The following is a 22,762-nucleotide window of genomic DNA, read 5'->3' on the forward strand; positions in this document are numbered from 1 at the left end:
GGCGTTTTTTATGCGCGTATTTCAGGGCGACATCAATCCTTGTGGGAGCTGGCTTGCCAGCGATGGCGTCCTTTCAGTCACGTAGATGTTGGCTGAACTATTGCTATCGCGGGCAAGCCCGCTCCCACAGGGATTTTCAGTGTCTGGAGCGTAGGAGGGCTATCAGTCAGACCAAGGCGCCCGCCGCGAATCATTGAGCCCCAACAGATAACTATCGCCACCCAACTGACTCATCTGCTGCCGAATCCACCCGGCCCGGCGCGATACATAACCGGTCGGATGGCTCGCGCTCCATACCCGCGGATTAGGCAACACCGCCGCCAGATAACTCGCCTGCTGCCGCGACAGCGACTTTGCACTCACGCCAAAGTGATGACGAGCCGCCGCTTCGGCACCAAACACGCCGTCATCCCATTCAACGCTGTTCAGGTACACCTCAAGAATCCGCTGCTTGGGCCAGAACACTTCGATTAGCGCGGTAAACCAGGCCTCAAGGCCTTTGCGCAGATAACTGCGTCCGGCCCAGAGAAAGAGGTTTTTCGACACTTGCTGGCTCAGCGTGCTGGCGCCACGAATCGAACCGCCCAACTCGTTATGAGCCAGCGCCGCCTGAATGGCGCGCAGATCAAAGCCCCAGTGCTCGGGGAATTTCTGATCTTCGCCGGCGATCACCGCCACCTTCAGGTCGTCGGAGATCTCGTCCCACGGCTTCCAGGTGCGCTGCAGGTCGATCGGCTCGCCGTCGATCCACGATTCGACCTTGCGCTCGACCATCAGCGCGGTGCCCGGTGGCGGCACGAAGCGAAACAGCAGCACCAGCAGGATGCTGCCACCGGCGAACCAGAGCAGGGCCTTCACAAGACGACGGAATATTGAACGCAGCATAGAGATGGCTTGGCCGAACCGGTGGAGCGGGCCATTATACAGACCCTGCCGATTGCGTCTGACTGGAGTTCCCAATGCTGCGTGGCTTTTTGATGCTGGCCGCTTTTTTCGGTTTCACCGGGGTCGCGTTGGGCGCGTTTGCCGCCCACGGCCTGAAAAATCGCCTGACCCCGGAATACCTGACGATTTTCCACACCGGCGTCACCTATCAACTGGTGCACACCCTCGCGCTGTTCGGGGTCGCGCTTCTGGCCACGCAGATTCCGGGGCGGCTGATCACTTGGGCCGGCGTGTCCTTTGCCGTCGGCATTCTGTTGTTCTCCGGCAGCCTGTACCTGCTGACCCTGACGGGCATCAGCAAGCTCGGCATCATCACGCCGTTCGGTGGCCTGGCCTTCCTCGCCGGTTGGGTATGTCTGGGACTTGCAGCCTGGCGCTTGCAGCCGACCGCTTGACGCTTGGTACTGACCTTTAGGTCATGATCGGGCTAGAATGCCAGCCCCTAAAAATGATGGCGGCGTTGTGCATGCGCATTCAATTGAACGGCGAATCCCTTGAACTGCCCGACGGCGAGACCGTTGCGGCGCTGATTACCCGCCTGGAACTGACCGGACGCCGTGTAGCAGTCGAACTCAATCTGGATATCGTCCCGCGCAGCCAGCACGCCGAGACCACATTGAACGACGGCGACAACGTCGAAGTAGTACACGCCATCGGCGGCGGTTGATCCAAACACGGTGAAAACTGCTGCGCTCGTAAATACTGCGTTAAAAACAGGCTCGGAATGCTCATTTACAACCAGTAGACTCCGCTTCCTCGCCTGTTTTTGCCTTGTCTTTACTTCGCTCGCGACGTTTTCACAGCGTTTGGTTATTGAAGAATTCTGCAAGACCCTCACTCCTAAAGAGGATTCCTTATGAGCATCGTTCGTAGCGACAAGCCTTTTGTGCTGGCCGGTCGTACTTACCAGTCGCGTTTGCTGGTCGGTACCGGCAAGTACCGTGACATGCAAGAAACCCGTCAGGCCATCGAAGCCTCGGGTGCCGAGATCGTCACCTTCGCCGTGCGCCGCACCAACCTCGGTCAGATCGAAGGCGAGCCGAACCTGCTCGACGTGCTGTCGCCGGAGCGCTACACCTTCCTGCCGAACACCGCCGGTTGCTACGACGCCATCGAAGCCGTGCGCACCTGCCGCCTGGCTCGTGAGCTGCTCGACGGCCACAACCTGGTGAAGCTGGAAGTGCTGGCCGACCAGAAAACCCTGTTCCCCAACGTGATCGAAACCCTCAAGGCCGCCGAAACGCTGGTCAAGGAAGGCTTCGACGTGATGGTCTACACCAGCGATGACCCGATCATCGCCCGGCAACTGGCGGAAATCGGCTGCATTGCGGTGATGCCCCTGGCCGGTCTGATTGGTTCGGGTCTGGGCATCTGCAATCCGTACAACCTGCAAATCATTCTCGAAGAAGCCAAGATTCCTGTGCTGGTCGATGCCGGGGTCGGCACTGCGTCCGACGCGACTATCGCCATGGAACTGGGGTGCGATGCGGTGCTGATGAACTCGGCCATCGCCCACGCCCAGCAGCCAGTGATGATGGCGCAAGCCATGCAACACGCCGTCGTCGCAGGTCGTCTGGCCTACCTCGCCGGCCGTATGCCGAAAAAACTCTATGCCAGCGCCTCTTCGCCGCTGGATGGTCTGATCAAGTAAGAGCCATTGATGACTGAATCGAACGACACGCCTGTCCAGCCGGACGAAGGCGACGAGCGCCAACACCGCCGCATCAAGAGTTTCGTGATGCGTGCCGGGCGCATGACCGAAGGCCAGCAACGCGGCCTTGATCAGGGCGCGCCGCTGTACGTGCTGCCGCTGGCCGATGCGCCGGTCGATTACGACCAGGTCTTCGGCCGCTCGGCACCGCGCTCGCTGGAAATCGGTTTCGGCATGGGCCACTCGCTGCTGGAAATGGCCGCGGCCGCACCGGAGCAGGATTTCATTGGCGTTGAAGTGCACCGTCCGGGTGTCGGCGCGCTGCTCAATGGCGTACTGACGCAGGGCCTGACCAACCTGCGGGTCTACGACTGCGACGCGATCGAAGTGCTCAATCGCTGCATCGCCGACAACAGCCTTGACCGCCTGATGCTGTTTTTCCCGGATCCATGGCACAAGAGCCGTCACCACAAGCGCCGTATCGTTCAGGCGTCCTTCGCTGAACTGGTGCGCAGCAAGTTGAAGGTCGGCGGCATTCTGCACATGGCCACCGACTGGGAACCGTACGCCGAATACATGCTGGAAGTGATGAACGTCGCCCCGGGCTACCGCAACCTCGCCGAAGACGGCAAATGCGTGCCGCGCCCCGCCGAACGCCCGATTACCAAGTTCGAACGCCGCGGCGAACGTCTTGGTCATGGCGTGTGGGACCTGAAGTTCGAAAAACTTTCCTGAGCCTCACGCAACCCCAATGTAGGAGTGAGCCTGCTCGCGATAGCGGTGGATCAGTCAGTATTTATGCCGACTGACATACCGCTATCGCGAGCAGGCTCACTCCTACAGTTGTTTTGGGTGTGCTGAAAGATTAGCGGCGGTCAGCGACGACGCCGATCAGCACCAGCACCACCAACAATACCGGTGCCAGGCTGTAGTTGTTGAACTGGCTCAAGCCCTTCACTACCCACGGCGTGGCATAGATCAGTGCGGCGCCGCTGCCGATCACGCACAGCAGCGACATCAGCGGTACGCGCAAGGCGCCGGCGACGCTGCCCAGGCGTTGCTCGACCCAGCCTTTGAAATCCGCACCGAACAGCACCAGCAGGCAACCGACCAGTGCCAGGGCGATTTCCGAGAGGTTGCTGCGGCTCCAGCGGGAGACGGTGGCGAGCAGGTCGAGTATCAAATCCATGGGTTTATCCTTAGGCCGCCGTTGGGCTCAGCTCAGAAATTGTTGCAGCAAGTCGTTGAGGAACAATCGTCCGCGCTCGGTGGCCGCCAGACGTGACGGTTCGACCTGCATCAGACCGCTTTGTTCGGCCTCGCGCCGGCCTTCGGCAAGCGTGTCCAGCGACAGGCCGGTGCGCTCCGGGTAGAGGCGTGATTCGACGCCCGCAGTCAGGCGCAGCGCGTTCATCAGGAAGTCGAACGGCAGCTCGTCGTTGCTCAAGGCTTTTTCGCCGGCCTGAAAGTTTTTTGCCGGGTTGAGATAGTCCTTGGGCAGCCGGGTTTTCCAGGTGCGCACGATGCGCCCGTCCGGGTGGCTGAGCTTTCCGTGCGCACCGGCGCCGATGCCGATGAAGTCGCCGAAGCTCCAGTAATTGAGGTTGTGCCGCGCCGGTTTACCGGGCTGGGCGTAGGCCGAAACTTCGTACTGCGCGTAACCGTGCTCGGCCAGCAGCGCTTGCCCGGCTTCTTGAATGTCCCACAGCGTGTCGTCTTCCGGCAGCACCGGCGGCTGGTTCCAGAACACCGTGTTCGGCTCCAGCGTCAGCTGATACCAGGAAATGTGCGTCGGCCGCAGTTCGATGGCCTGGCGCAGATCGCTCAAGGCATCGTCCAGCGATTGATCGGGCAGGCCGTGCATCAGGTCGAGGTTGAAGTTATCGAACCCGGCCTGGCGCGCCATACCGGCGGCGCGTACCGCTTCGTCGCCGTTGTGGATGCGCCCGAGCGCCTTGAGTTTTTCCTCCTGAAAGCTCTGGATGCCGATCGACAACCGGTTGATGCCGAGCTGGCGGTAGGCGACGAACTTCTCTTGTTCGAAGGTGCCAGGATTTGCCTCAAGGGTGATTTCGATGTCGTCAGCGAACCTGATGCGCTGCTCTACACCTTCCAGCAAGCGCCCAAGCGCCTCGGCACTGAACAGGCTCGGCGTGCCGCCGCCAAAGAAAATCGAGGTCAGCTCACGGCCATACGCCGCATGCAAATCCTGATCGAGGTCGGCGAGCAAGGCGTCGACGTATTCCTGCTCCGGTAGCACGGGGCTTGCGGTGTGCGAGTTGAAATCGCAATACGGGCATTTGCGCACGCACCACGGAATATGGATGTACAGCGACAGGGGCGGCAGCGTTGGCAGCGGTGCCCGAGGCGAGGAGGCAGCGCCGCCGACAATCAGCGACGACGCAGAAGCGTCACCGGTCATTGCAAACCCAGACGCTGGCGCAGCAGCACCATGGCGCGGGCGCGGTGGCTGATCTGGTTCTTGTCGGCCGGGCTCAACTCGGCGCTGGACACGTCACGTTCCGGCACCCAGAACAGCGGGTCATAACCAAAGCCGTGTTCGCCGCTGGCAGCAGTCAGAATCCGTCCATGCCACAGGCCTTCGCAGAGAATCGGCAACGGATCGTCAGCGTGGCGCACCAGGGCCAGCACGCAAACGAACTGCGCACCGCGCTCGGCTTCCGGCACATCTTTCAAAGCGTCGAGCAGTTTGGCGTTATTCGCCGCATCGCCCTTGCCATCGGCGTAGCGCGCCGAATAGATGCCCGGTGCACCACCGAGAAAATCCACCGCCAGACCGGAGTCGTCGGCCAGCGCCGGCAGCCCGGAAATGCGGGCAGCGTTGCGTGCCTTGAGGATCGCGTTCTCGACAAACGACAGGCCGGTCTCTTCCGGCTCGACCTTGCTCCACTCGCCGATCGAGCGCAGTTGCACCGAGTCGCCGAGCATGGCCTGGAGTTCTTTGAGTTTGCCGGCGTTATGGCTGGCCAGTACGAGCTGCTTGATGTTCATCATTCGCCGGGAAAGAGTTCTTGGTTGAAATTGAGGGTGTTGATCTTGTCGCCGTTCTGCACCTTGATTTCAAAGGTACGGGTTTCCTGCTGTGGCACCGGATACTGGGCGATGTAGTAAATCGCGCCCTTTTCCGTGACCTGGCGGAAGTTCAGCGGCACGCTGTTGCTGGTCAGGTCCTTGACCGTGCCGGTGACACTGGCGATCTCTGGTTTGCCGTCCTTGATCACCGAGACGTTGATCACGCCCTGGTTCTTGCTGCGGATCAGCTCGGCAGCCTTGGCGATGTCCGGTTGCAGGTAGGTCGAGTTGAAGGTGTTGTAGTGCACCGTGACGTCGCCGAAGGTTTCCTTGCGCTCGCCCTTGATCACGTCGGCCGCCAGGGCGCTGGCGCTCAGGCAGGCAGTCAGTAACAACAACGCTAGACGACTCATGTTCGTGCTCCTCGAATTACCCGGCTCAGACCGCGACCTTGTGGTCGGCCAGCAGCGGGCTGCTGACCCGGTAGATACCGATTTCACCTAACAGATTAGGCCATAGCTTACTGGCCCACCCGTGGCGGTGCTGTTGATCCACGGCAAGCCGATCAATGACCTTGGCGTCACGTTCGCGGCACAGTGCTTCAAAGTCTTCAAACGTACAGAAGTGGATGTTCGGCGTGTTGTACCAGGTGTACGGCAGAAATTCGGACACCGGCATGCGGCCCTTGCTCGCCAGGTACCAGCGGCAGCGCCAATGGCCGAAGTTCGGGAAGGTGATGATGCACTGACGACCGACGCGCAGCATTTCGTCGAGGATCTTGTCCGGGTAGTGCACCGCTTGCAGGGCCTGGGTCATGACGACGATGTCAAAACTGTTGCTGGCGAAATTGCCCAGCCCCTTGTCCAGATCCTGCTCGATGACGTTGATGCCTTTGGCCACGCATTCGGCGATGTTCTCGGCGTCGTTTTCCAGGCCATAACCGGTGACGTTCTTGTTGTCGCGCAGCCAGCTCAGCAGCTCGCCGTTACCGCAGCCCAGGTCGAGGACGCGGCTGCCGGCGGGGATCCATTCCTGGATGATTTCCAGATCAGCTCTCATGGCTTTCTCACAGCGTGATGCGGTTCATGTAATTGCCGAACGCCTGCAAATAACGCGGGATCGGAATCAGAAAGGCGTCGTGGCCCTGCGGTGCGTCGATTTCCAGATAACTGACGTCCTTGCGCGCCGCCATCAGCGCGTCGACCAGCTCGCGCGAGCGGGCCGGGGAGAAGCGCCAGTCGGTGGTGAACGACATCACGCAGAATTTCGCCGTGGCGTTTTCGAAGGTTTTCGCCAGATCATCGTTGAAGTTCGCCGCCGGATCGAAGTAATCCAGCGCCTTGGTCATCAACAGATAAGTGTTGGCATCGAAGCGACCGGAGAACTCTTCGCCCTGATAGCGCAGGTAGCTTTCGACCTGGAACTCGACACTGTGGAAGTCGTAGTTGAGCTTTTCACTCTTCAGGCCACGGCCGAATTTCTCGCCCATCGAATCATCGGACAGGTAGGTGATGTGCCCGACCATGCGCGCCAGCATCAGCCCGCGCTTGGGAATCACGCCTTGTTCCTGGAACGAACCACCATGGAACTCCGGGTCGGTGAGAATCGCCTGTCGCGCCACTTCGTTGAACGCAATGTTCTGCGCCGACAGCTTCGGCGCCGAGGCGATGGCCAGGCAGTGGCGCACGCGGTCCGGGTAAGTGATGGTCCACTGCAGCGCCTGCATGCCGCCGAGGCTGCCGCCGATCACCGCCGCCCACTGGCCGATACCGAGCAAGTCAGCGAGGCGCGCCTGGCTGTGTACCCAGTCTTCCACGGTGAGCACCGGGAAATCAGCGCCGAACGGCTTGCCGGTTTCCGGGTTGATGCTGCTCGGGCCGGTGGAGCCATTGCAGCCGCCGAGGTTGTTCAGGCTGACCACGAAGAACTTGTTGGTGTCGATCGGCTTGCCGGGGCCGATGCAGCTGTCCCACCACCCGGGCTTGCGGTCATCGACGCTGTGATAGCCGGCCGCGTGATGATGGCCGGACAGCGCGTGGCAGATCAGCACGGCATTGCTCGCCTGCGCGTTCAGCGTGCCGTAGGTTTCGTAGATCAGGTCATAGGCGGCCAGCGAACGGCCACAGGCCAGCGCCAGCGGTTCGCTGAAGTGCGCGGTTTGTGGCGTGACCAGACCAACAGAATCGGGGGGAAAGGCAGTTGGCATCGACCCTGCTCTCGTTGAAATGAGGCGTAAGTCTAAAGACCGGGGGGAGTAGCGGCAAGCGGCCCTCACCCTAACCCTCCCGAAGCGTCGGACCGCCCGGAGGGAGAGGGGACTGACCGAGGTGTTCTCTCGAACTGTGCCGACCTGAAAATTCTGAGTCGAACTTCAACTCGGAACCTTGCACAAATCGGCTCCCTCTCCCTCGGGAGAGGGCTGGGGTGAGGGGCGCAGGCGACGCCGATATCAAGACCAGCGCCCAGCCCTCGACCTCACATCAGCAAACGCAGAATCTCCGGCATCATCGTCATCGCCGCCAGATTGTTGATCACCAGCATGTCGATCAGCTTCAGTGCGAGGAAGGCGAAGATCGGCGACAGGTCCAGACCGCCCAGATTCGGCAGGAAGCGGCGGAACGGTGCCAGCGCCGGCTCGCAGATCTGGTTGACCAGCTCAGCGCCCGGGTTGTGGCTACCCGGTGCGACCCAAGAAAGGATCACGCTGATGATCAGGGCGAAGAAGAAAATCTTCAGGAACAGTGCGGTCACGCCGATCAGCGACCAGATCAACAATTGCAGCGGGTTGCCAGTGGTGCCGTAGGTCAGCAGCAGGGTCAGTGCCATCAGCAGCAGCTGCACCAGGATCGCCAGAACCAGCGACGACATGTCGAGGCCGAACAGACTCGGGATGATCCGGCGCAGCGGCTTGAGCAGTGGCTGGGTGGCCTTGACCACGAACTGGCACAGCGGGTTGTAGAAGTTTGCTCGCACCAGTTGCAGGACGAAGCGCAGCAGCACGATCAGCAGGTACAGGCTGCCGAGGGTTTGCAGCACGTAAACCGCTGCGGTGTTCAATCCGATCATGAAAGGCTCCTTATTTGCCCAGTTGTTCGGCCATTTCGGCCGAGCGGTGCGCGGCGGCGCCGAGTGCGGTTTCGACCAAGGCCTCGAAGCCATTGGCCTGGAATGATTTTATCGCTGCTTCCGTGGTGCCATTCGGCGAGGTTACACGGCGACGCAGTTCGGCCGCATCGACATCGCTGGACACCGCCATGTGCGCGGCGCCCAAGGCGGTCTGCACGGTCAGTTGCTCGGCGATTTCCTTGGGCAGGCCAAGCTTCACGCCGGCGGCGGTCATGGCTTCGATCAGCAGAAAGAAATACGCCGGGCCGGAACCGGATACCGCAGTCACCGCGTCCAGTTGCTGTTCTTCTTCCAGCCACAAGGCGATACCGACGGCGGACAGCAGCTCTTCGGCTTGCTGACGCTGCGCGGCGGTCACTGCGCTGGTCGCGTACAAACCGCTAACGCCCTGACGCAATAGCGCCGGGGTGTTGGGCATGCAGCGCACGATCGGCTGCTCGCCCAGCCACGCCGTCATGCTTGCGCAGGTGATGCCGGCGGCGATGGACACCACCAGCTGATCGGATTTGAGGCTCGGGCGAATTGCCTCGCACACGGCTTTCATCGCCTGTGGCTTGACCGCCAGCACGATGACATCGACGCCATCGATCGCCTGGGCGTTGTCGGTAAAGGTTTCGATGCCGTGTTCGGCGCTGACTTTGACGCGGGTGTCTTCGCCCGGGTCGCTGGCGCGGATCTGCGCTGCTTCCAGACCTTTGGCGCGCAGGCCGCCGATCAAGCTGGCCGCCATGTTGCCCGCACCGATAAACGCAATACGTGTGTTGCTCATGTGTGGTCCTTATCTGGAAACGTTCAAGACTGGGAATAATCTCGGGCGCCAAACAGCGCGGTACCGATCCGCACCCAGGTGGCGCCTTGGGCAATGGCCGACTCGAGGTCGTGGCTCATGCCCATCGAAAGTGTGTCGAGCGGCCGGTCGATGCTCGCCTGCAAACGCTGCACGGCAGCGAAAGCAGCATCCTGCTCGGCGCGATTATCGGTTGGCTCGGGAATCGCCATCAATCCGCGCAGTTTCAGCCGTGGCAGCGCGCTGATGGCTGCGGCCAGCGCTGGCAGATCGGCCGGGGTGCAGCCGGATTTGCTCGCTTCGCCGCTGACGTTGACCTGAATGCAGATGTTCAGCGGCGGCAATTCGGCCGGGCGCTGCTCGGACAAGCGTTGAGCAATTTTCAGGCGATCCACGGAGTGCACCCAGTCGAAATGCTCGGCGATGGCGCGAGTCTTGTTCGATTGAATGGGGCCGATGAAGTGCCAGATCAAGGGCAGGTCGGCCAGTTCCAGCTGTTTGCCGAGGGCTTCCTGCAGGTAGTTCTCGCCGAAGTCGCGCAGGCCAGCGGCATACGCTTCGCGCAGGGCTTCGGCGGGTTTGGTCTTGCTCACGGCCAATAGCTGGACGCTGTTTTCGTCACGCCCGGCAGCAGCCGTCGCGGCCTGAATGCGTGAACTAACGAGGGCGATGTTGTCTGCTATCGTGGACATCAAGAGGCGCCGGCGGTCTGTAGGTTCGCGGCATTCTACTGGAATTGAGGGACGCTATGGATATCACTGAACTGCTGGCCTTCAGCGCCAAACAAGGCGCTTCCGACCTGCACCTGTCGGCGGGGCTGCCGCCGATGATCCGCGTTGACGGCGATGTGCGGCGGATCAATCTGCCGGCGCTGGATCACAAGCAGGTGCACGAGCTGATCTACGACATCATGAACGACACCCAGCGGGTCGACTTCGAGAAACATCTGGAAACCGACTTTTCGTTCGAAGTCCCCGGTGTGGCGCGGTTCCGGGTCAATGCGTTCAACCAGAACCGTGGTGCCGGCGCGGTGTTTCGCACCATCCCGTCGAAAGTGTTGAGCATGGATGATCTGGCCATGGGCGACGTCTTCCGCAAGATCACCGACGCACCGCGCGGGCTGGTGCTGGTCACCGGGCCGACCGGCTCGGGCAAGTCGACCACGCTGGCGGCGATGATCGATTACCTCAACACCCACCGCCACCATCACATCCTGACTATCGAAGACCCGATCGAATTCGTCCACGAATCGCGCAAATGCCTGATCAATCAGCGTGAAGTGCATCGCGATACCCGCAGTTTCGCCACCGCGTTGCGTTCAGCGTTGCGTGAAGACCCGGACGTGATTCTGGTTGGCGAGATGCGCGATCTGGAAACCATTCGCCTGGCGCTGACCGCTGCCGAGACCGGGCATCTGGTGTTCGGCACATTGCACACGACCTCGGCGGCGAAGACCATCGACCGGGTGGTCGATGTGTTTCCTGGCGACGAGAAGTCGATGGTCCGCTCGATGTTGTCGGAATCACTGTTGGCAGTGGTCTCGCAGACGCTGATCAAGAAGATCGGCGGCGGGCGGGTGGCGGCGCACGAGATCATGCTGGGGACGTCGGCGATTCGTAACCTGATCCGCGAAGACAAGGTCGCGCAGATGTATTCAGCGATTCAGACCGGCGGGTCGCTGGGCATGCAGACACTCGATATGTGCCTGAAAGATCTGGTGACCAAGGGCTTGATCAGCCGCGAGAGTGCGCGGGAGAAGGCGCGTACCCCGGATAATTTCTGAGGAAGTGATCGTTCCCACGCTCTGCGTGGGAATGCAGCCCGGGACGCTCTGCGTCCCTGCCGAAGCGGACGCGGAGCGTCCATTGAGGCATTCCCACGCGGAGCGTGGGAACGATCGGTATGGTGTTAGCGCTGGACTACGCGCAACTGCCCTTGTTCCTTCGGCAACACGCGCTTGGCCACAACATAGTGCTTCTGCCAATACGGCTTGTTCAGCGTGTCGATGCTCACCGCTTTGCCACGGCGCGGGGCGTGGATGAAGCGGTCGTTGCCCAGATAGATGGCAACATGGTTGACCCGACGGCTCTTGATATTGAAGAAGATCAGATCGCCCGGCTTCAGATCCTTGCGCTCGACTTTCTCACCGTGACCGCTGGCCATGGCATTGGAGGTGCGTGGCAGGTCGAAAGTGGCGTCGTTGAACGCGTATTTCACCAGGCCGCTGCAATCGAAGCCTTTACTTGGGCTGCTGCCGCCCCAACGATAAGGTGTACCGAGCACGTTCACCGCACGGCTGAGCACGTTGCTGCTTTCCTTGCTCGCCATCGGTGGCACCAGCTTGCTGTGGCTCTTGCTGCTCAGCGTGGTGGTTTTGCTTTTGCTGCTTTTGCTCGAAGGAGCCGAAGCATGGGATTTAGGGGTGAAGCCGTTGACGTTGGGAAGACGTTGCTCACGATTGGTGGCGTGGGCGGCCAGTGGCATTAACAGGCAGATGGTTAGCCATGTCTTGAAAAATGGTCGCATTAGGCGTGGCTCTTGAGTGATAGCGCGCAACTTTATAACAGCTTTTTTTGCCGTTCCGAGGCCGTTCATCGATTCATTCGGCCTGCTACGGAACCAAAAAACCGCAAAAAGGACGCGATTGTCCGACAGAAGTCAGGTTTTACAAGGGGTTCGCGCTAGCAACGGTAACATTTGCCATACGTCGGCGGCCTGTAAAAAAGTCACAAAGAAATGAAGAATATTTATCTATCGAGCGCAATGAGGTCTTAATGAACAGCTATCAGCTACCCCGCGTGAAGGAAAAAGACACTCACAGCAAAGTCATCGGCTACCTGTTGTGGATCTTCGGGTTCACCGGTGCCCACCGCTTTTATTACGGCAAGCCGGTCACCGGAACGATCTGGTTTTTCACCTTCGGTTTGCTGGGGATTGGTTGGCTCATCGACGTGTTTCTGATCCCGGCGATGGATCGCGAGGCCGACCTGCGCTTCGCGGCCGGACCGATCGAATACAACGTGGCGTGGATCCTGCTGACCTTCCTCGGTGCGCTCGGCGTGCACCGGATGTATCAGGGCAAGTGGATCAGCGGCCTGGTGTACCTGCTAACCGGGGGCCTGTTCTTTCTGGGGGTGCTGTATGACTTCTGGACGTTGAATGATCAGGTGTCGGTGCGCAACGCGCAGAATCGCGGCGCTTTTCAGTAAGTCATCGCCAGCAGGCTGGCTCCCACACTGGATCTGTGAACGACACAAATCCCTTGTGGGAGCCAGCCTGCTGGCGATTGGAGCGCCGCGGTATCAAGCCTGGTGCGTAATCCGCCCATCCACCAACGTATAGCGCACCACACCCGGCAGGCTGTGGCCAATGAACGGGCAGTTCTCACCCTTCGACAGCCAGCTTTCACCGGCCACCGTCGATGCCTGTGGATCGAACAGGACGATATCCGCCGCGCCGCCCACCGCCAGCTTACCCGCCGGCAAGCGCAGCGCCTCGGCCGGGCCTGCGCTCAGCCGCGCGAGCAAGGTCGGCAGATCGAGCAAGCCTTCCGCGACCAGGGTCATCGCCAGCGGCAGCAGCAGTTCGACGCTGCTGATGCCCGGCTCGGTCGCGCCGAACGGCGCCAGTTTGGCGTCGCGTTCGTGGGGCTGGTGATGGCTGGAAATCGCCGAGACCACGCCGTATTTCACTGCCTCGCGCAGGCCATCGCGGTCAGCGCGGGTGCGCAGCGGTGGCTGTACGTGATAGAGGCTGCCGAAGTCGATCAGCGCTTCGTCGGTCAGAATCAACTGATACAGCGCCACATCCGCCGTCACCTTCAGGCCGCGGGCCTGAGCCTGGGCGATCAGGGCGACGCCGCGGGCGCTGGTCAGTTGGCTGAAGTGCGCACGCACGCCGGTCTGCTCGACCAGCAGCAGGTCGCGGGCGAGGGCCACGGTTTCTGCGGTTTCCGGAATTCCCGGCAGGCCGAGGAAACTGGCTACCGCGCCTTCATGAGCCAGGCCACCGTCAGCGAGATCGTGGTCCTGCGAGTTGAAAATCACCGTCAGGTCGAAGGTCGCCGCGTAATCCAGCGCCCGGCACAGGGTGCGGGTGTTGCGAAAGCTCTCCAGGCCGTTGCCGAACGCTACACAACCGGCGTCACGCAGGGCCACCAGTTCGGCCAGTTGCTCGCCGTCCAGGCCTTTGCTCAGCGCACCGATCGGGAACACCTTGGTGTTGCCGGCTTCGCGGGCGCGGTCGAGGATCAGTTCGGCCACTGCCGAGGTGTCGAGCACCGGTCTGGTCTGCGGCGGGCAGCACAGGCTGGTCACGCCACCGGCCGCGGCGGCGCGGGTTTCGCTGACGATCGAGCCCTTGCGGCTGTAGCCCGGCTCGCGCAGGGCGACGTTCAGGTCGACCAGCCCAGGCGCGGCAACCAGACCGCTGGCATCGATGGTTTCGACGGCAGTGAAACCGGCCGGTGCGGCGCCGAGGGCGACGATCTTGCAGGCTTCAACGTGAATATCGGTGATTTGATCCAGCCCGCTGGCAGGATCGATGACGCGTGCGCCGAGGATGCTGAGCTTCACTGGGCGTTCTCCTGCTCGAATTGACGTTGCGCGGTCTGCCCGCTCATGGCCATGGACAGCACGGCCATACGAATGGCGATGCCGTAGGTGACCTGATTGAGGATCACCGAGTGCGGGCCGTCGGCCACCGCCGACTCGATTTCCACACCCCGGTTGATCGGCCCCGGGTGCATGACGATGCAATCGGGCTTGGCCCCGGCCAGACGCGCCGTGGTCAGGCCGAACAAACGGTAGAACTCGCCCTCGCTCGGCAGCAGGCCGCCGGTCATGCGCTCACGCTGCAGGCGCAGCATGATCACCACATCGACGTCTTTCAGGCCTTCGGTCATGTCGGTGTAGACCTTGACGCCGTACTGCTCGATGCCGATCGGCAGCAAGGTCTTTGGCGCAATCACGCGGATATCCGGGCAGCCGAGGGTTTTCAGCGCGAGCATGTTCGAGCGCGCCACCCGCGAATGCAGGATGTCGCCGACGATCGCCACCGAGAGGTTTTCAAAACCGCCCTTGTGCCGACGGATGGTGAGCATGTCGAGCATGCCTTGCGTCGGGTGGGCGTGACGGCCGTCCCCGCCGTTGATGATCGCCACCTGCGGGCAGACATGTTCGGCGATGAAGTGCGCCGCACCGGAATCACCATGGCGCACGACGAACATGTCGGCGGCCATCGCTTCGAGGTTGCGCAGGGTGTCGAGCAGGGTTTCACCTTTGCTGGCCGACGAGGTCGACACGTTCAGGGTGATCACGTCCGCCGACAGTCGCTGAGCCGCCAGTTCGAAGGTGGTGCGGGTGCGCGTGGAGTTTTCGAAGAACACGTTGCACACGGTCTTGCCGCGCAGCAACGGGACTTTCTTCACCGCCCGGGCGCCGACTTCGAGGAACGAGTCGGCGGTGTCGAGGATTTCCGTCAGCAACTCGCGGCGCAGACCGTCGAGCGAGAGGAAGTGGCGCAGCTGGCCCTGATCATTGAGCTGCAGCGGGCGCTTGGTATCTAGAGGCGTCATCGCGAAGGGGACTCTCAATAGGGCGGATTAAAGGGACAGGTCTTGCAGTTCGAGGGCCAGCGGCTCGGGGCCGGAGAGCTTCACGCGCTGGTGGGCGGCCAGCGTCAGGGTCGCGCCGACCACATTCGGGCGGATCGGCAGCTCGCCGGCGTCCAGATCCAGCAGGCAGACCAGGGTCACGCTGGCCGGGCGGCCGTAATCGAACAGTTCGTTCATCGCGGCGCGGATGGTACGGCCGCTCATCAGCACGTCGTCGATCAGCACCAGATGCTGGCCTTCGATCTCGAAGGGCAGGGCGGACGGGCGCACTTGTGGGTGCAGGCCGTTCTGGCTGAAGTCGTCGCGGTAAAAGGACACGTCCAGCGTGCCCAGTGGCGCGTCGCTGCGCAGCTCCTTGAGCAGCGCCTGCGCGACCCAGATGCCGCCAGTGCGGATGCCGATGTAACGCGGTTCGCTGATGTCACGCTGGGCAAGGTGCGCCTTGAGGCGGGTCGCCATCTGGCTGATCAGATCGGCGGGATTGGGCAGGCTCATGGTTGCTCCTTCGTGAATCCGGGCCGCGTCCTGCCGGACAAGGCTCGGTTTATAACCAAAAGAAAAGCGCCGAAGCGCTTGTCAGGATTCAAACAATGCAGTGTTTTCATCGAGCCAGCCCTGCAGCAGCAGAGCGGCGGCGATGGCGTCCACCGGGTTGTCGCGGTAACTGCCCTTCTGGCCGCCACGCGCCAGGCGCTCGCCTTTGGCTTCGAACGTGGTCAGGCGCTCGTCGTGGGTATAGAAGGGCAAGTTGTAGCGGCCATTCAGGCGTCGGGCGAATTTCTCTGCGCGCACGCACATGTCGCTGGGCGTGCCGTCCATGTTCAACGGCAGGCCGACTACCACGGCGTCGGGTTTCCATTCCTTGATCAACGCTTCGACCTGATCCCAGTTCGGCACGCCATTTTGCGCTTTCAACGTACACAGCTCGCGGGCCTGGCCGGTAATCACCTGGCCGACCGCGACGCCGATCTGTTTGGTGCCGTAGTCGAAGCCGAGAATCAGGCGCAGGGCCATCAGGCGTGACCTGCCTGGCTGGTGAGCAGGTTCAGATCGATGCCCAGATGCCGTGCTGCTGCGTCGAGGCGCAGCTCGCTGCTGGTGTTGAACAGAATGTCGGCGTTGAACGGGCAGGTCAGCCAGGCGTTGTCAGCCAGTTCGGCTTCCAGTTGCCCGGCTTCCCAACCGGCGTAACCGAGGGTGATCAGGCTTTTCGCCGGACCGACGCCGTCGGCGATGGCGAACAGCACATCCTGCGAGGTTGACAGGGCCAGATCGCCGTCCAGTTGCGCGGTGGCCTGGAAAGTCTGGCCGGCGGGATGCAGGACAAAACCGCGATCGGTCTGCACCGGGCCGCCGATGAAAATCGGTACGTGCTGGCACAGTGCTGGCGGCTCGATGTCCGGGCGCAATTGCTCGAGGATGTCGGCCAGACTCAACTCTTGCGGTCGGTTGACCACCAGCCCCATCGCGCCATTGGCCGTGTGCTCGACGATGTAGGTCAAGGTGTGGGCAAAGTTCGGGTCGGCCATGTGCGGCATGGCGATCAGGAAATGATGCTTGAGGTAGCTGGGGCTGACGTTTTTCATGTGCGCTAGTGTGGCGTTCGAGGGGCGAACTGACAAGGTGGAGATGTCTGGGTAGTGCTGCAAAAAACTGCGAGCATTGCTGATCCTTGTGGGAGCGGGCTTGCCCCGCGATGGCGTCAGGTCAGTCGCCATAGATGTTGGATGTGCCGGCCCCATCGCGGGCAAGCCCGCTCCCACAGGGTTTTATGGTGTATTCAATTGCTTGAGAGTCTGTCGCCGCGAGCAAATTTCCAGGTGCGGATGATTTCCAGACGATCGACATCCGACAGATCGCCGGTAAACGGCGCAAACGGTGCCGCCAGCCTGACGATTCGCTGCGCGGCCTGATCCAGCAGCGGCTGGCCGGAGGATTCCAGTACCAGCACTTCGTACAGCGAGCCGTCGCGGTTGATCGAGACCATCAGGCGCAGATTGCCGTAGATCTGCTTGCGCCGGGCTTCTTCGGGGTAATTGAGGTTGCCGATGCGCTCGACTTTCTTGCGCCAGTCATCCTTGTACCAGGCGCCCTTGTCGCGCATGGTCGAGGCGGCGCTCAAGCGGTGGATACGCGGGCGTTTGGCGTACAGCTGTTGTTCCTTGGCCAGTTCGGCTTCGAGGCTGGCGATGTCGCTGGACAGCTGCGAACTGTCGAATTCCGGCGCGTCGACGCTCGGTTTGACCTCGGTCTTGCGCTCTTCTTTCTTGGTCGGGGCCTTTTTCGGCTGCGGCGCGACGGTGGTCACCGCTGCCTTGGGCGCGGCCTCGCGCACTTCGGGCCTGGCAGCCGGTGGCGGGGTCACCTTTTTGACCTGATTGTCCTGGAAGGGCGCCACTTCGGTGGTCTTGGGCAACGCCTTCTTGTCCAGCGTGCCGCTGCCCTCCTGGTTTTCCTGGGCGAGAAAATCAGCCTTCTCCGGCTTCTTTTCGCTCTTGAACGTGGCGAGGGTGATTTCCAGGGTTTTGCTGATCTGTTTCGGCTCGACCATGCTGAAGCCGACACCGAGCAACAGCGCCAAATGAATCAGCGCCGCCAGAAACAGGGTAAAGCCGAGGCGATCGGCCGGGCGCACGCCACGATGGGCGAGTTCAGCGGGCAGATCGGACGGGAGCGTCATTACAGAAAAACCAACATCGCGTTTTCATGGGCCCGGCATGATAACGCACTGTTGGTTTTTAGCTGCAAGCTTGAAGCTTCAAGCGACAAGCTGCACAGGGGCAGCTGCAAGTTTCGAGCTGCAAGCTACAAGTTAAGAGCTTGCCGCCTGTCTTTAAGCTTGAGGCTTGCGGCTCGAAGCTTGCAGCTTGCTTTCGATAGCATTCATGAGCATGCCGCCAATGTCGGTGCCAAAGGCATTGTCGATTTCGCGGATGCAGGTCGGGCTGGTGACGTTGATTTCGGTCAGGTGCTCGCCGATCACGTCCAGACCGACGAACAGCAGGCCTTTCTCGCGCAGGGTAGGGCCGACCTGAGCAGCGATCCAGCGGTCCTTGTCGGTCAGCGGACGGGCTTCGCCACGGCCGCCGGCGGCGAGGTTGCCGCGGGTTTCGCCGAGGGCCGGAATCCGTGCCAGGCAATAATCCACCGGCTCGCCGTCGATCATCAGGATGCGCTTGTCGCCGTCGACGATGGCCGGCAGGTAGCCCTGGATCATGATCTGCTGCTTGCCGTGCAGGGTCAGGGTTTCGAGGATCACCGAGAGGTTCGGGTGGCCGGCGGTGTGACGGAAGATCGACGAACCACCCATGCCGTCCAGCGGCTTGAGGATCACGTCGCCGTGATGATCGGCGAACTGGCGCAATACGTCCGGGCGACGGCTGACGATGGTCGGCGGCGTGCACTGCGGAAACAGCGTGGCGAACAGCTTTTCATTGCAGTCGCGCAAGCTCTGCGGCTTGTTGACCACCAGCACGCCGGCGGCTTCGGCCTGTTCCAGCAGGTAGGTGGAATAGACGAATTCCATGTCGAACGGCGGATCCTTGCGCATCAGGATCACGTCCAGGTCGCTCAGCAGCTTGTCCTGCTCGGCGTCCAGTTCGAACCATTTGTCCGGGTTGGCGAAGACTTTCAGCGGCGCCATGCGCGCCCGTGCCTGACCTTCGGCCTGATACAAATCCTTCTGTTCCATGTAGAACAGTTCCCAGCCGCGCTTCTGCGCCGCCAGCAGCATGGCCAGCGAGCTATCCTTTTTATAGGAGATGCTGGCGATAGGGTCCATGACAATCCCGACGCGAACGCTCATTGGGTTTTCCTCGAAAATTGGCTACCGGATCGGTATTGAAAAAGTGCCGCCAGAGTGGCGCCGGGCGGGTTTTCGGTCAAGGAAAAACCCGTCGATAGATTGCATTTGGAGACTGTGCTAAAAAGGCTGGCAGAGCGCGCCGACCCTTGGGTATCAAGGGTTTGAGGCCATTATTGAGTGCAAAACGGACAAATTGATTCGCAAAGGCGACGGTAGAGCCCTCTTATGGAACAGCAGTCCAGCGCCTTGAAGGTCATGGTGATCGACGACTCGAAAACGATTCGCCGCACCGCCGAAACATTGCTCAAGAATGTGGGTTGCGAAGTGATCACCGCCATCGATGGTTTCGACGCCTTGGCAAAGATCGCCGACCACCATCCCGGAATCGTTTTCGTCGACATCATGATGCCGCGTCTGGATGGTTATCAGACCTGCGCCTTGATCAAGAACAACAACGCCTTCAAGGCCACGCCGGTGATCATGCTGTCCTCCAGGGACGGGCTGTTCGACAAGGCCAAGGGGCGGATCGTCGGCTCCGATCAGTTTTTGACCAAACCGTTCAGCAAGGAAGAACTGCTCAGCGCGATCCAGGCCCATGTTCCGGGCTTCGCCGCCGTTGTGTCGCAGTAACAAAGGTTCAGAGACACGCGGCCAGCGGGCCGGGCGTCGACAAGAAAATGGGGAAAACCATGGCACGTATCCTGATCGTCGATGATTCGCCGACCGAAATGTACAAACTCACCGGCATGCTCGAAAAGCACGGCCACGAAGTGTTGAAGGCCGAGAACGGCGCCGATGGCGTGGCCCTGGCCCGCCAGGAAAAACCCGACGCGGTGCTGATGGACATCGTCATGCCCGGCCTCAACGGTTTTCAGGCGACCCGCCAATTGACCAAGGACGCTGACACAACGCACATCCCGGTGATCATCATCACCACCAAGGATCAGGAAACCGACAAGGTCTGGGGCACACGCCAGGGCGCCAGGGACTATCTGACCAAACCGGTCGACGAAGACACCCTGATCAAGACCCTGAACAACGTACTTAAAGGCTGATCGCGCAATCATGAGCGAATCGCTGACCGCGTTCGAATTGCTCTGGCAGATCGACCAGCGCTGTCGCTTGCTGGCGGCCGACCTGCCGTCGCAAGCGGCACGCGAAGAGCGCTGGAGCGGCATCGGTTTCCGTCTCGGCGAGCACTGGTATGTGGCGCCGATGGGCGAGGTCAGCGAAGTGCTGCACGAGCCGCGCTTCACCCAATTGCCCGGGGTCAAACCGTGGGTGAAGGGCGTTGCGAATCTGCGCGGGCGGCTGCTGCCGATCATGGACCTGTGCGGCTTCTTCGGCCATGAGCTGTCGCCACTGCGCAAACAGCGGCGGGTGCTGGTGGTCGAGCATGAAGACGTGTTTGCCGGGGTGATGGTCGACGAGGTCATCGGTCTGCAGCATTTTGATCAGCACAGCTTCGAGCCGCTGTCGATCAGCAAGCGCCAGGGCTCGAAGGCCGAATTCGTCAAAGGCTATTTCCGCCGCGAGCAGAACTGGCGGGTGTTCAGCCTGTTTGCCCTGGCGAAATCGCCGGTGTTCATGAGCGTTGCAATCTAACGGATTCAACACCATCCCCTGTGGGAGCGGGCTTGCCCGCGATAGCGTCAGATCAGTCGCTATCAATGTCGGATGTGCCGGCCTCATCGCGGGCAAGCCCGCTCCCACAGGGTAAGTGGAACGTTCCCAAGGCGAGGACCGATGACAACAGCAAAAACAGGCAAGTCGGCAGAAGCGTCGCGCAGCCGCGCGCAGATCATCGTGCTGTTCATCGCGCTGATCGTGTTCATCATGCTGCTGTTCGCCAACTTCGCCTACCTCAACACCCAGGCGAACTACGACAAACAGTACATCGGCCACGCCGGTGAGCTGCGCGTGCTGTCGCAACGGATCGCCAAGAACGCCACCGAAGCCGCTGCCGGCAAGGCTGCGGCATTCAAGCTGCTCAGTGATGCGCGCAACGATTTCGCCCAGCGCTGGGGCTACCTGAAAAAAGGCGATCCGAATACCGGCCTGCCACCGGCACCGGCGACCGTGCGCCCGGAAATGCGCGCTGTGCAGCTGGACTGGGAACGCTTGCTGAAAAACACCGACGCGATTCTTTCCAGCGAACAAACCGTGCTGTCACTGCATCAGGTCGCCGCAACCTTGGCCGAAACCGTGCCGCAGTTGCAGATCGAATACGAAAAGGTCGTTGAAATCCTCCTGCAACGCGGTGCGCCGGCGGCGCAAGTGGCGATGGCCCAGCGCCAGTCGCTGCTGGCCGAACGCATCCTCGGCGCGGTCAACACGGTGCTGGCCGGTGACGAAAATTCGCAACAGGCCGCCGACGCTTTCGGCCGCGACGCGACCCGGTTCGGCCAAGTGCTCAACGGCATGCTGCAGGGCAATCCGGCGCTGAAGATCACTCAGGTCGAAGACCGCGATGCGCGCGCCCGGCTGAGTGAAATCTCCGAGCTGTTCCAGTTCGTCTCAGGCTCGGTGGATGAAATCCTCGAAACCTCGCCCGAGCTGTTCAAGGTGCGTGAGTCGGCGACCAATATCTTCTCGCTGTCGCAAACCCTGCTCGACGAAGCCTCACACCTGGCCACCCGTTTCGAAAACCTCGCTGGCGGGCGCAACACCGACACCATCGGCGGTTACGTGCTTGGCTTGCTGGCGCTGGCCTCGATCATCCTCATCGGCCTGGTGATGGTGCGCGAAACCAACCGGCAGCTGCGCGAGACCGCCGAGAAGAACGAGCGTAATCAGAACGCGATCATGCGCCTGCTCGATGAAATCGAAGACCTCGCCGATGGCGACCTCACCGTCACCGCTTCGGTGACCGAAGACTTCACCGGGACCATCGCCGACTCGATCAACTATTCCGTCGACCAACTGCGCGATCTGGTCGCAACCATCAACCTCACCGCCGGCCAGGTCGCCGCCGCTGTGCAGGAAACCCAGGCCACCGCCATGCACCTGGCCCAGGCCTCGGAGCATCAGGCCCAGCAGATTTCCGAAGCCTCGACGGCGATCAACGACATGGCGCAATCGATCGATCAGGTCTCGGCCAACGCCGCGGAGTCGTCGGCGGTAGCCGAACGTTCGGTGGAGATCGCCAACAAAGGCAACGAGGTGGTGCACAACACCATCCACGGCATGGATAACATTCGCGAACAGATTCAGGACACCGCCAAACGCATCAAGCGTCTGGGCGAGTCGTCTCAGGAAATTGGCGACATCGTCAGCCTGATCGACGATATCGCCGACCAGACCAACATTCTTGCGCTCAACGCGGCGATTCAGGCGTCGATGGCCGGTGATGCCGGGCGCGGTTTTGCTGTGGTGGCCGATGAAGTGCAGCGCCTGGCCGAACGCTCGTCCGCCGCCACCCGGCAGATCGAAACCCTGGTGCGGGCGATCCAGACCGACACCAACGAAGCGGTGATCTCGATGGAGCAGACCACCACCGAAGTGGTGCGCGGCGCGCGACTGGCGCAGGATGCCGGTGTGGCCCTGGAAGAAATCGAAGGCGTGTCGAAAACCCTCGCGGCGCTGATCCAGAGCATTTCCAACGCGGCGCAGCAGCAGACGTCTTCGGCCGGGCAGATCTCGCTGACGATGAACGTGATCCAGCAGATCACCTCGCAAACCTCGTCTGGCTCCACCGCCACCGCCGAGAGCATCGGCAACCTGACGAAAATGGCCAGCCAGCTGCGCCGCTCGGTGTCCGGATTCACCTTGCCGGCGACGACAGACAAAGCGTGAGTGGAG

At 61.4% G+C, this 22,762-nt stretch carries 28 protein-coding genes; 10 read left to right on the forward strand and 18 right to left on the reverse strand.

All coding sequences use genetic code 11. From position 1 onward, the window contains the following. Window positions 1-162: 162 nt before the first annotated feature. Window positions 163-885 (reverse strand): monofunctional biosynthetic peptidoglycan transglycosylase, encoded by a 723-nt coding sequence (mtgA, locus tag J3P93_RS01995; protein WP_434594670.1) that lies wholly within the window; start codon window positions 883-885, stop codon window positions 163-165. A 74-nt stretch (window positions 886-959) separates the two neighbouring features. Between mtgA and J3P93_RS02000 the strand changes: the two genes are divergently transcribed. The 4 genes from J3P93_RS02000 to trmB all read left to right on the forward strand — a co-directional run bounded on the left by J3P93_RS02000 (window position 960) and on the right by trmB (window position 3,331). Next, window positions 960-1,340, forward strand: a complete 381-nt coding sequence (locus J3P93_RS02000; protein WP_090287167.1) for a DUF423 domain-containing protein — start codon at window positions 960-962, stop codon at window positions 1,338-1,340. A gap of 71 nt (window positions 1,341-1,411) precedes the next feature. Further along, window positions 1,412-1,612, forward strand: coding sequence for a sulfur carrier protein ThiS (gene thiS / locus J3P93_RS02005; RefSeq protein ID WP_201147634.1), 201 nt, complete (start codon window positions 1,412-1,414; stop codon window positions 1,610-1,612). A 189-nt stretch (window positions 1,613-1,801) separates the two neighbouring features. Next, window positions 1,802-2,596 (forward strand): thiazole synthase, encoded by a 795-nt coding sequence (locus J3P93_RS02010; protein WP_434594675.1) that lies wholly within the window; start codon window positions 1,802-1,804, stop codon window positions 2,594-2,596. Between the two features lie 9 nt (window positions 2,597-2,605). Beyond that, window positions 2,606-3,331 carry a tRNA (guanosine(46)-N7)-methyltransferase TrmB gene (trmB, locus tag J3P93_RS02015; RefSeq protein ID WP_016772721.1) on the forward strand — a complete coding sequence of 242 codons (726 nt, stop codon included), beginning with the start codon at window positions 2,606-2,608 and terminating at the stop codon, window positions 3,329-3,331. A gap of 130 nt (window positions 3,332-3,461) precedes the next feature. On the opposite strand, the gene J3P93_RS02020 is transcribed toward trmB, so the two are convergent. The 9 genes from J3P93_RS02020 to J3P93_RS02060 all read right to left on the reverse strand — a co-directional run bounded on the left by J3P93_RS02020 (window position 3,462) and on the right by J3P93_RS02060 (window position 10,234). Beyond that, window positions 3,462-3,785 carry a DUF3392 domain-containing protein gene (locus J3P93_RS02020; protein ID WP_434594677.1) on the reverse strand — a complete coding sequence of 108 codons (324 nt, stop codon included), beginning with the start codon at window positions 3,783-3,785 and terminating at the stop codon, window positions 3,462-3,464. Window positions 3,786-3,812: 27 nt separating this feature from the next. Further along, window positions 3,813-5,018, reverse strand: a complete 1,206-nt coding sequence (gene hemW / locus J3P93_RS02025) for a radical SAM family heme chaperone HemW (RefSeq protein WP_434594680.1) — start codon at window positions 5,016-5,018, stop codon at window positions 3,813-3,815. Then, the gene (gene rdgB / locus J3P93_RS02030; protein WP_258451273.1) at window positions 5,015-5,611 is read right to left on the reverse strand and encodes an RdgB/HAM1 family non-canonical purine NTP pyrophosphatase; all 597 of its coding nucleotides are present in this window, start codon (window positions 5,609-5,611) and stop codon (window positions 5,015-5,017) included. Before rdgB ends, hemW begins: the two co-directional genes overlap by 4 nt. Further along, window positions 5,608-6,042, reverse strand: a complete 435-nt coding sequence (locus J3P93_RS02035) for a DUF4426 domain-containing protein (protein ID WP_434594683.1) — start codon at window positions 6,040-6,042, stop codon at window positions 5,608-5,610. Before J3P93_RS02035 ends, rdgB begins: the two co-directional genes overlap by 4 nt. Window positions 6,043-6,067: 25 nt before the next feature. Next, on the reverse strand, window positions 6,068-6,688 hold the full coding sequence (gene metW / locus J3P93_RS02040; RefSeq protein WP_434594686.1) for a methionine biosynthesis protein MetW: 621 nt from the start codon (window positions 6,686-6,688) through the stop codon (window positions 6,068-6,070). Window positions 6,689-6,695: 7 nt separating this feature from the next. Further along, window positions 6,696-7,835, reverse strand: coding sequence for a homoserine O-succinyltransferase MetX (metX, locus tag J3P93_RS02045; protein WP_434594688.1), 1,140 nt, complete (start codon window positions 7,833-7,835; stop codon window positions 6,696-6,698). A gap of 269 nt (window positions 7,836-8,104) precedes the next feature. After that, entirely contained in the window at window positions 8,105-8,695 is a 591-nt protein-coding gene (locus J3P93_RS02050) for a YggT family protein (RefSeq protein ID WP_039757546.1), read from the reverse strand. 10 nt (window positions 8,696-8,705) lie between these two features. Continuing rightward, window positions 8,706-9,524, reverse strand: coding sequence for a pyrroline-5-carboxylate reductase (proC, locus tag J3P93_RS02055; protein WP_434594692.1), 819 nt, complete (start codon window positions 9,522-9,524; stop codon window positions 8,706-8,708). A 23-nt stretch (window positions 9,525-9,547) separates the two neighbouring features. Next, the gene (locus tag J3P93_RS02060; protein ID WP_434594695.1) at window positions 9,548-10,234 is read right to left on the reverse strand and encodes a YggS family pyridoxal phosphate-dependent enzyme; all 687 of its coding nucleotides are present in this window, start codon (window positions 10,232-10,234) and stop codon (window positions 9,548-9,550) included. Window positions 10,235-10,290: 56 nt separating this feature from the next. Between J3P93_RS02060 and J3P93_RS02065 the strand changes: the two genes are divergently transcribed. Beyond that, window positions 10,291-11,325 carry a type IV pilus twitching motility protein PilT gene (locus tag J3P93_RS02065; protein WP_434594698.1) on the forward strand — a complete coding sequence of 345 codons (1,035 nt, stop codon included), beginning with the start codon at window positions 10,291-10,293 and terminating at the stop codon, window positions 11,323-11,325. 125 nt (window positions 11,326-11,450) lie between these two features. Here the strand turns inward: J3P93_RS02065 and J3P93_RS02070 are convergent, their stop codons facing one another. Further along, the gene (locus J3P93_RS02070) at window positions 11,451-12,068 is read right to left on the reverse strand and encodes a C40 family peptidase (protein WP_090287140.1); all 618 of its coding nucleotides are present in this window, start codon (window positions 12,066-12,068) and stop codon (window positions 11,451-11,453) included. Window positions 12,069-12,316: 248 nt separating this feature from the next. On the opposite strand from J3P93_RS02070, the gene J3P93_RS02075 reads away from it, so the two are divergent. Then, window positions 12,317-12,751, forward strand: a complete 435-nt coding sequence (locus tag J3P93_RS02075) for an NINE protein (protein WP_090287138.1) — start codon at window positions 12,317-12,319, stop codon at window positions 12,749-12,751. Between the two features lie 93 nt (window positions 12,752-12,844). Here the strand turns inward: J3P93_RS02075 and J3P93_RS02080 are convergent, their stop codons facing one another. The 7 genes from J3P93_RS02080 to gshB all read right to left on the reverse strand — a co-directional run bounded on the left by J3P93_RS02080 (window position 12,845) and on the right by gshB (window position 18,961). Next, entirely contained in the window at window positions 12,845-14,116 is a 1,272-nt protein-coding gene (locus J3P93_RS02080; RefSeq protein WP_434594702.1) for a dihydroorotase, read from the reverse strand. Continuing rightward, window positions 14,113-15,117 (reverse strand): aspartate carbamoyltransferase catalytic subunit, encoded by a 1,005-nt coding sequence (locus tag J3P93_RS02085; protein ID WP_007913665.1) that lies wholly within the window; start codon window positions 15,115-15,117, stop codon window positions 14,113-14,115. Before J3P93_RS02085 ends, J3P93_RS02080 begins: the two co-directional genes overlap by 4 nt. Before the next feature lie 27 nt (window positions 15,118-15,144). After that, a complete protein-coding gene (pyrR, locus tag J3P93_RS02090) occupies window positions 15,145-15,651 on the reverse strand; it encodes a bifunctional pyr operon transcriptional regulator/uracil phosphoribosyltransferase PyrR (RefSeq protein ID WP_258451278.1) in 507 nt (168 codons plus the stop codon). 81 nt (window positions 15,652-15,732) lie between these two features. Further along, on the reverse strand, window positions 15,733-16,170 hold the full coding sequence (gene ruvX / locus J3P93_RS02095) for a Holliday junction resolvase RuvX (protein WP_434594706.1): 438 nt from the start codon (window positions 16,168-16,170) through the stop codon (window positions 15,733-15,735). Next, window positions 16,170-16,742 (reverse strand): YqgE/AlgH family protein, encoded by a 573-nt coding sequence (locus J3P93_RS02100; protein ID WP_434594709.1) that lies wholly within the window; start codon window positions 16,740-16,742, stop codon window positions 16,170-16,172. Before J3P93_RS02100 ends, ruvX begins: the two co-directional genes overlap by 1 nt. Before the next feature lie 194 nt (window positions 16,743-16,936). Then, the gene (locus J3P93_RS02105) at window positions 16,937-17,836 is read right to left on the reverse strand and encodes a TonB family protein (RefSeq protein WP_434594712.1); all 900 of its coding nucleotides are present in this window, start codon (window positions 17,834-17,836) and stop codon (window positions 16,937-16,939) included. A 153-nt stretch (window positions 17,837-17,989) separates the two neighbouring features. Continuing rightward, complete coding sequence (gene gshB, locus J3P93_RS02110; protein WP_434594715.1) at window positions 17,990-18,961, reverse strand: glutathione synthase; 972 nt, start codon at window positions 18,959-18,961, stop codon at window positions 17,990-17,992. 225 nt (window positions 18,962-19,186) lie between these two features. Between gshB and pilG the strand changes: the two genes are divergently transcribed. The 4 genes from pilG to J3P93_RS02130 all read left to right on the forward strand — a co-directional run bounded on the left by pilG (window position 19,187) and on the right by J3P93_RS02130 (window position 22,756). After that, window positions 19,187-19,591, forward strand: coding sequence for a twitching motility response regulator PilG (gene pilG / locus J3P93_RS02115; RefSeq protein WP_434594718.1), 405 nt, complete (start codon window positions 19,187-19,189; stop codon window positions 19,589-19,591). 59 nt (window positions 19,592-19,650) lie between these two features. Continuing rightward, window positions 19,651-20,016, forward strand: coding sequence for a twitching motility response regulator PilH (gene pilH, locus J3P93_RS02120; protein ID WP_434594721.1), 366 nt, complete (start codon window positions 19,651-19,653; stop codon window positions 20,014-20,016). A 10-nt stretch (window positions 20,017-20,026) separates the two neighbouring features. Beyond that, entirely contained in the window at window positions 20,027-20,566 is a 540-nt protein-coding gene (locus J3P93_RS02125) for a chemotaxis protein CheW (RefSeq protein WP_090287127.1), read from the forward strand. Window positions 20,567-20,707: 141 nt separating this feature from the next. Next, window positions 20,708-22,756 carry a methyl-accepting chemotaxis protein gene (locus J3P93_RS02130; protein ID WP_434594724.1) on the forward strand — a complete coding sequence of 683 codons (2,049 nt, stop codon included), beginning with the start codon at window positions 20,708-20,710 and terminating at the stop codon, window positions 22,754-22,756. Window positions 22,757-22,762: the final 6 nt, after the last annotated feature.

Source organism: Pseudomonas sp. R3-57, from assembly GCF_051132065.1.
Lineage (GTDB): Bacteria > Pseudomonadota > Gammaproteobacteria > Pseudomonadales > Pseudomonadaceae > Aquipseudomonas.

Coding starts and splice junctions, on each gene's coding strand:
- mtgA (WP_434594670.1), bottom strand. CDS start 885: ATGCTGCGTTCAATATTCCGTCGTCTTGTGAAGGCCCTGCTCTGGTTC.
- J3P93_RS02000 (WP_090287167.1), top strand. CDS start 960: ATGCTGCGTGGCTTTTTGATGCTGGCCGCTTTTTTCGGTTTCACCGGG.
- thiS (WP_201147634.1), top strand. CDS start 1,412: ATGCGCATTCAATTGAACGGCGAATCCCTTGAACTGCCCGACGGCGAG.
- J3P93_RS02010 (WP_434594675.1), top strand. CDS start 1,802: ATGAGCATCGTTCGTAGCGACAAGCCTTTTGTGCTGGCCGGTCGTACT.
- trmB (WP_016772721.1), top strand. CDS start 2,606: ATGACTGAATCGAACGACACGCCTGTCCAGCCGGACGAAGGCGACGAG.
- J3P93_RS02020 (WP_434594677.1), bottom strand. CDS start 3,785: ATGGATTTGATACTCGACCTGCTCGCCACCGTCTCCCGCTGGAGCCGC.
- hemW (WP_434594680.1), bottom strand. CDS start 5,018: ATGACCGGTGACGCTTCTGCGTCGTCGCTGATTGTCGGCGGCGCTGCC.
- rdgB (WP_258451273.1), bottom strand. CDS start 5,611: ATGATGAACATCAAGCAGCTCGTACTGGCCAGCCATAACGCCGGCAAA.
- J3P93_RS02035 (WP_434594683.1), bottom strand. CDS start 6,042: ATGAGTCGTCTAGCGTTGTTGTTACTGACTGCCTGCCTGAGCGCCAGC.
- metW (WP_434594686.1), bottom strand. CDS start 6,688: ATGAGAGCTGATCTGGAAATCATCCAGGAATGGATCCCCGCCGGCAGC.
- metX (WP_434594688.1), bottom strand. CDS start 7,835: ATGCCAACTGCCTTTCCCCCCGATTCTGTTGGTCTGGTCACGCCACAA.
- J3P93_RS02050 (WP_039757546.1), bottom strand. CDS start 8,695: ATGATCGGATTGAACACCGCAGCGGTTTACGTGCTGCAAACCCTCGGC.
- proC (WP_434594692.1), bottom strand. CDS start 9,524: ATGAGCAACACACGTATTGCGTTTATCGGTGCGGGCAACATGGCGGCC.
- J3P93_RS02060 (WP_434594695.1), bottom strand. CDS start 10,234: ATGTCCACGATAGCAGACAACATCGCCCTCGTTAGTTCACGCATTCAG.
- J3P93_RS02065 (WP_434594698.1), top strand. CDS start 10,291: ATGGATATCACTGAACTGCTGGCCTTCAGCGCCAAACAAGGCGCTTCC.
- J3P93_RS02070 (WP_090287140.1), bottom strand. CDS start 12,068: ATGCGACCATTTTTCAAGACATGGCTAACCATCTGCCTGTTAATGCCA.
- J3P93_RS02075 (WP_090287138.1), top strand. CDS start 12,317: ATGAACAGCTATCAGCTACCCCGCGTGAAGGAAAAAGACACTCACAGC.
- J3P93_RS02085 (WP_007913665.1), bottom strand. CDS start 15,117: ATGACGCCTCTAGATACCAAGCGCCCGCTGCAGCTCAATGATCAGGGC.
- pyrR (WP_258451278.1), bottom strand. CDS start 15,651: ATGAGCCTGCCCAATCCCGCCGATCTGATCAGCCAGATGGCGACCCGC.
- ruvX (WP_434594706.1), bottom strand. CDS start 16,170: ATGGCCCTGCGCCTGATTCTCGGCTTCGACTACGGCACCAAACAGATC.
- J3P93_RS02100 (WP_434594709.1), bottom strand. CDS start 16,742: ATGAAAAACGTCAGCCCCAGCTACCTCAAGCATCATTTCCTGATCGCC.
- J3P93_RS02105 (WP_434594712.1), bottom strand. CDS start 17,836: ATGACGCTCCCGTCCGATCTGCCCGCTGAACTCGCCCATCGTGGCGTG.
- gshB (WP_434594715.1), bottom strand. CDS start 18,961: ATGAGCGTTCGCGTCGGGATTGTCATGGACCCTATCGCCAGCATCTCC.
- pilG (WP_434594718.1), top strand. CDS start 19,187: ATGGAACAGCAGTCCAGCGCCTTGAAGGTCATGGTGATCGACGACTCG.
- pilH (WP_434594721.1), top strand. CDS start 19,651: ATGGCACGTATCCTGATCGTCGATGATTCGCCGACCGAAATGTACAAA.
- J3P93_RS02125 (WP_090287127.1), top strand. CDS start 20,027: ATGAGCGAATCGCTGACCGCGTTCGAATTGCTCTGGCAGATCGACCAG.
- J3P93_RS02130 (WP_434594724.1), top strand. CDS start 20,708: ATGACAACAGCAAAAACAGGCAAGTCGGCAGAAGCGTCGCGCAGCCGC.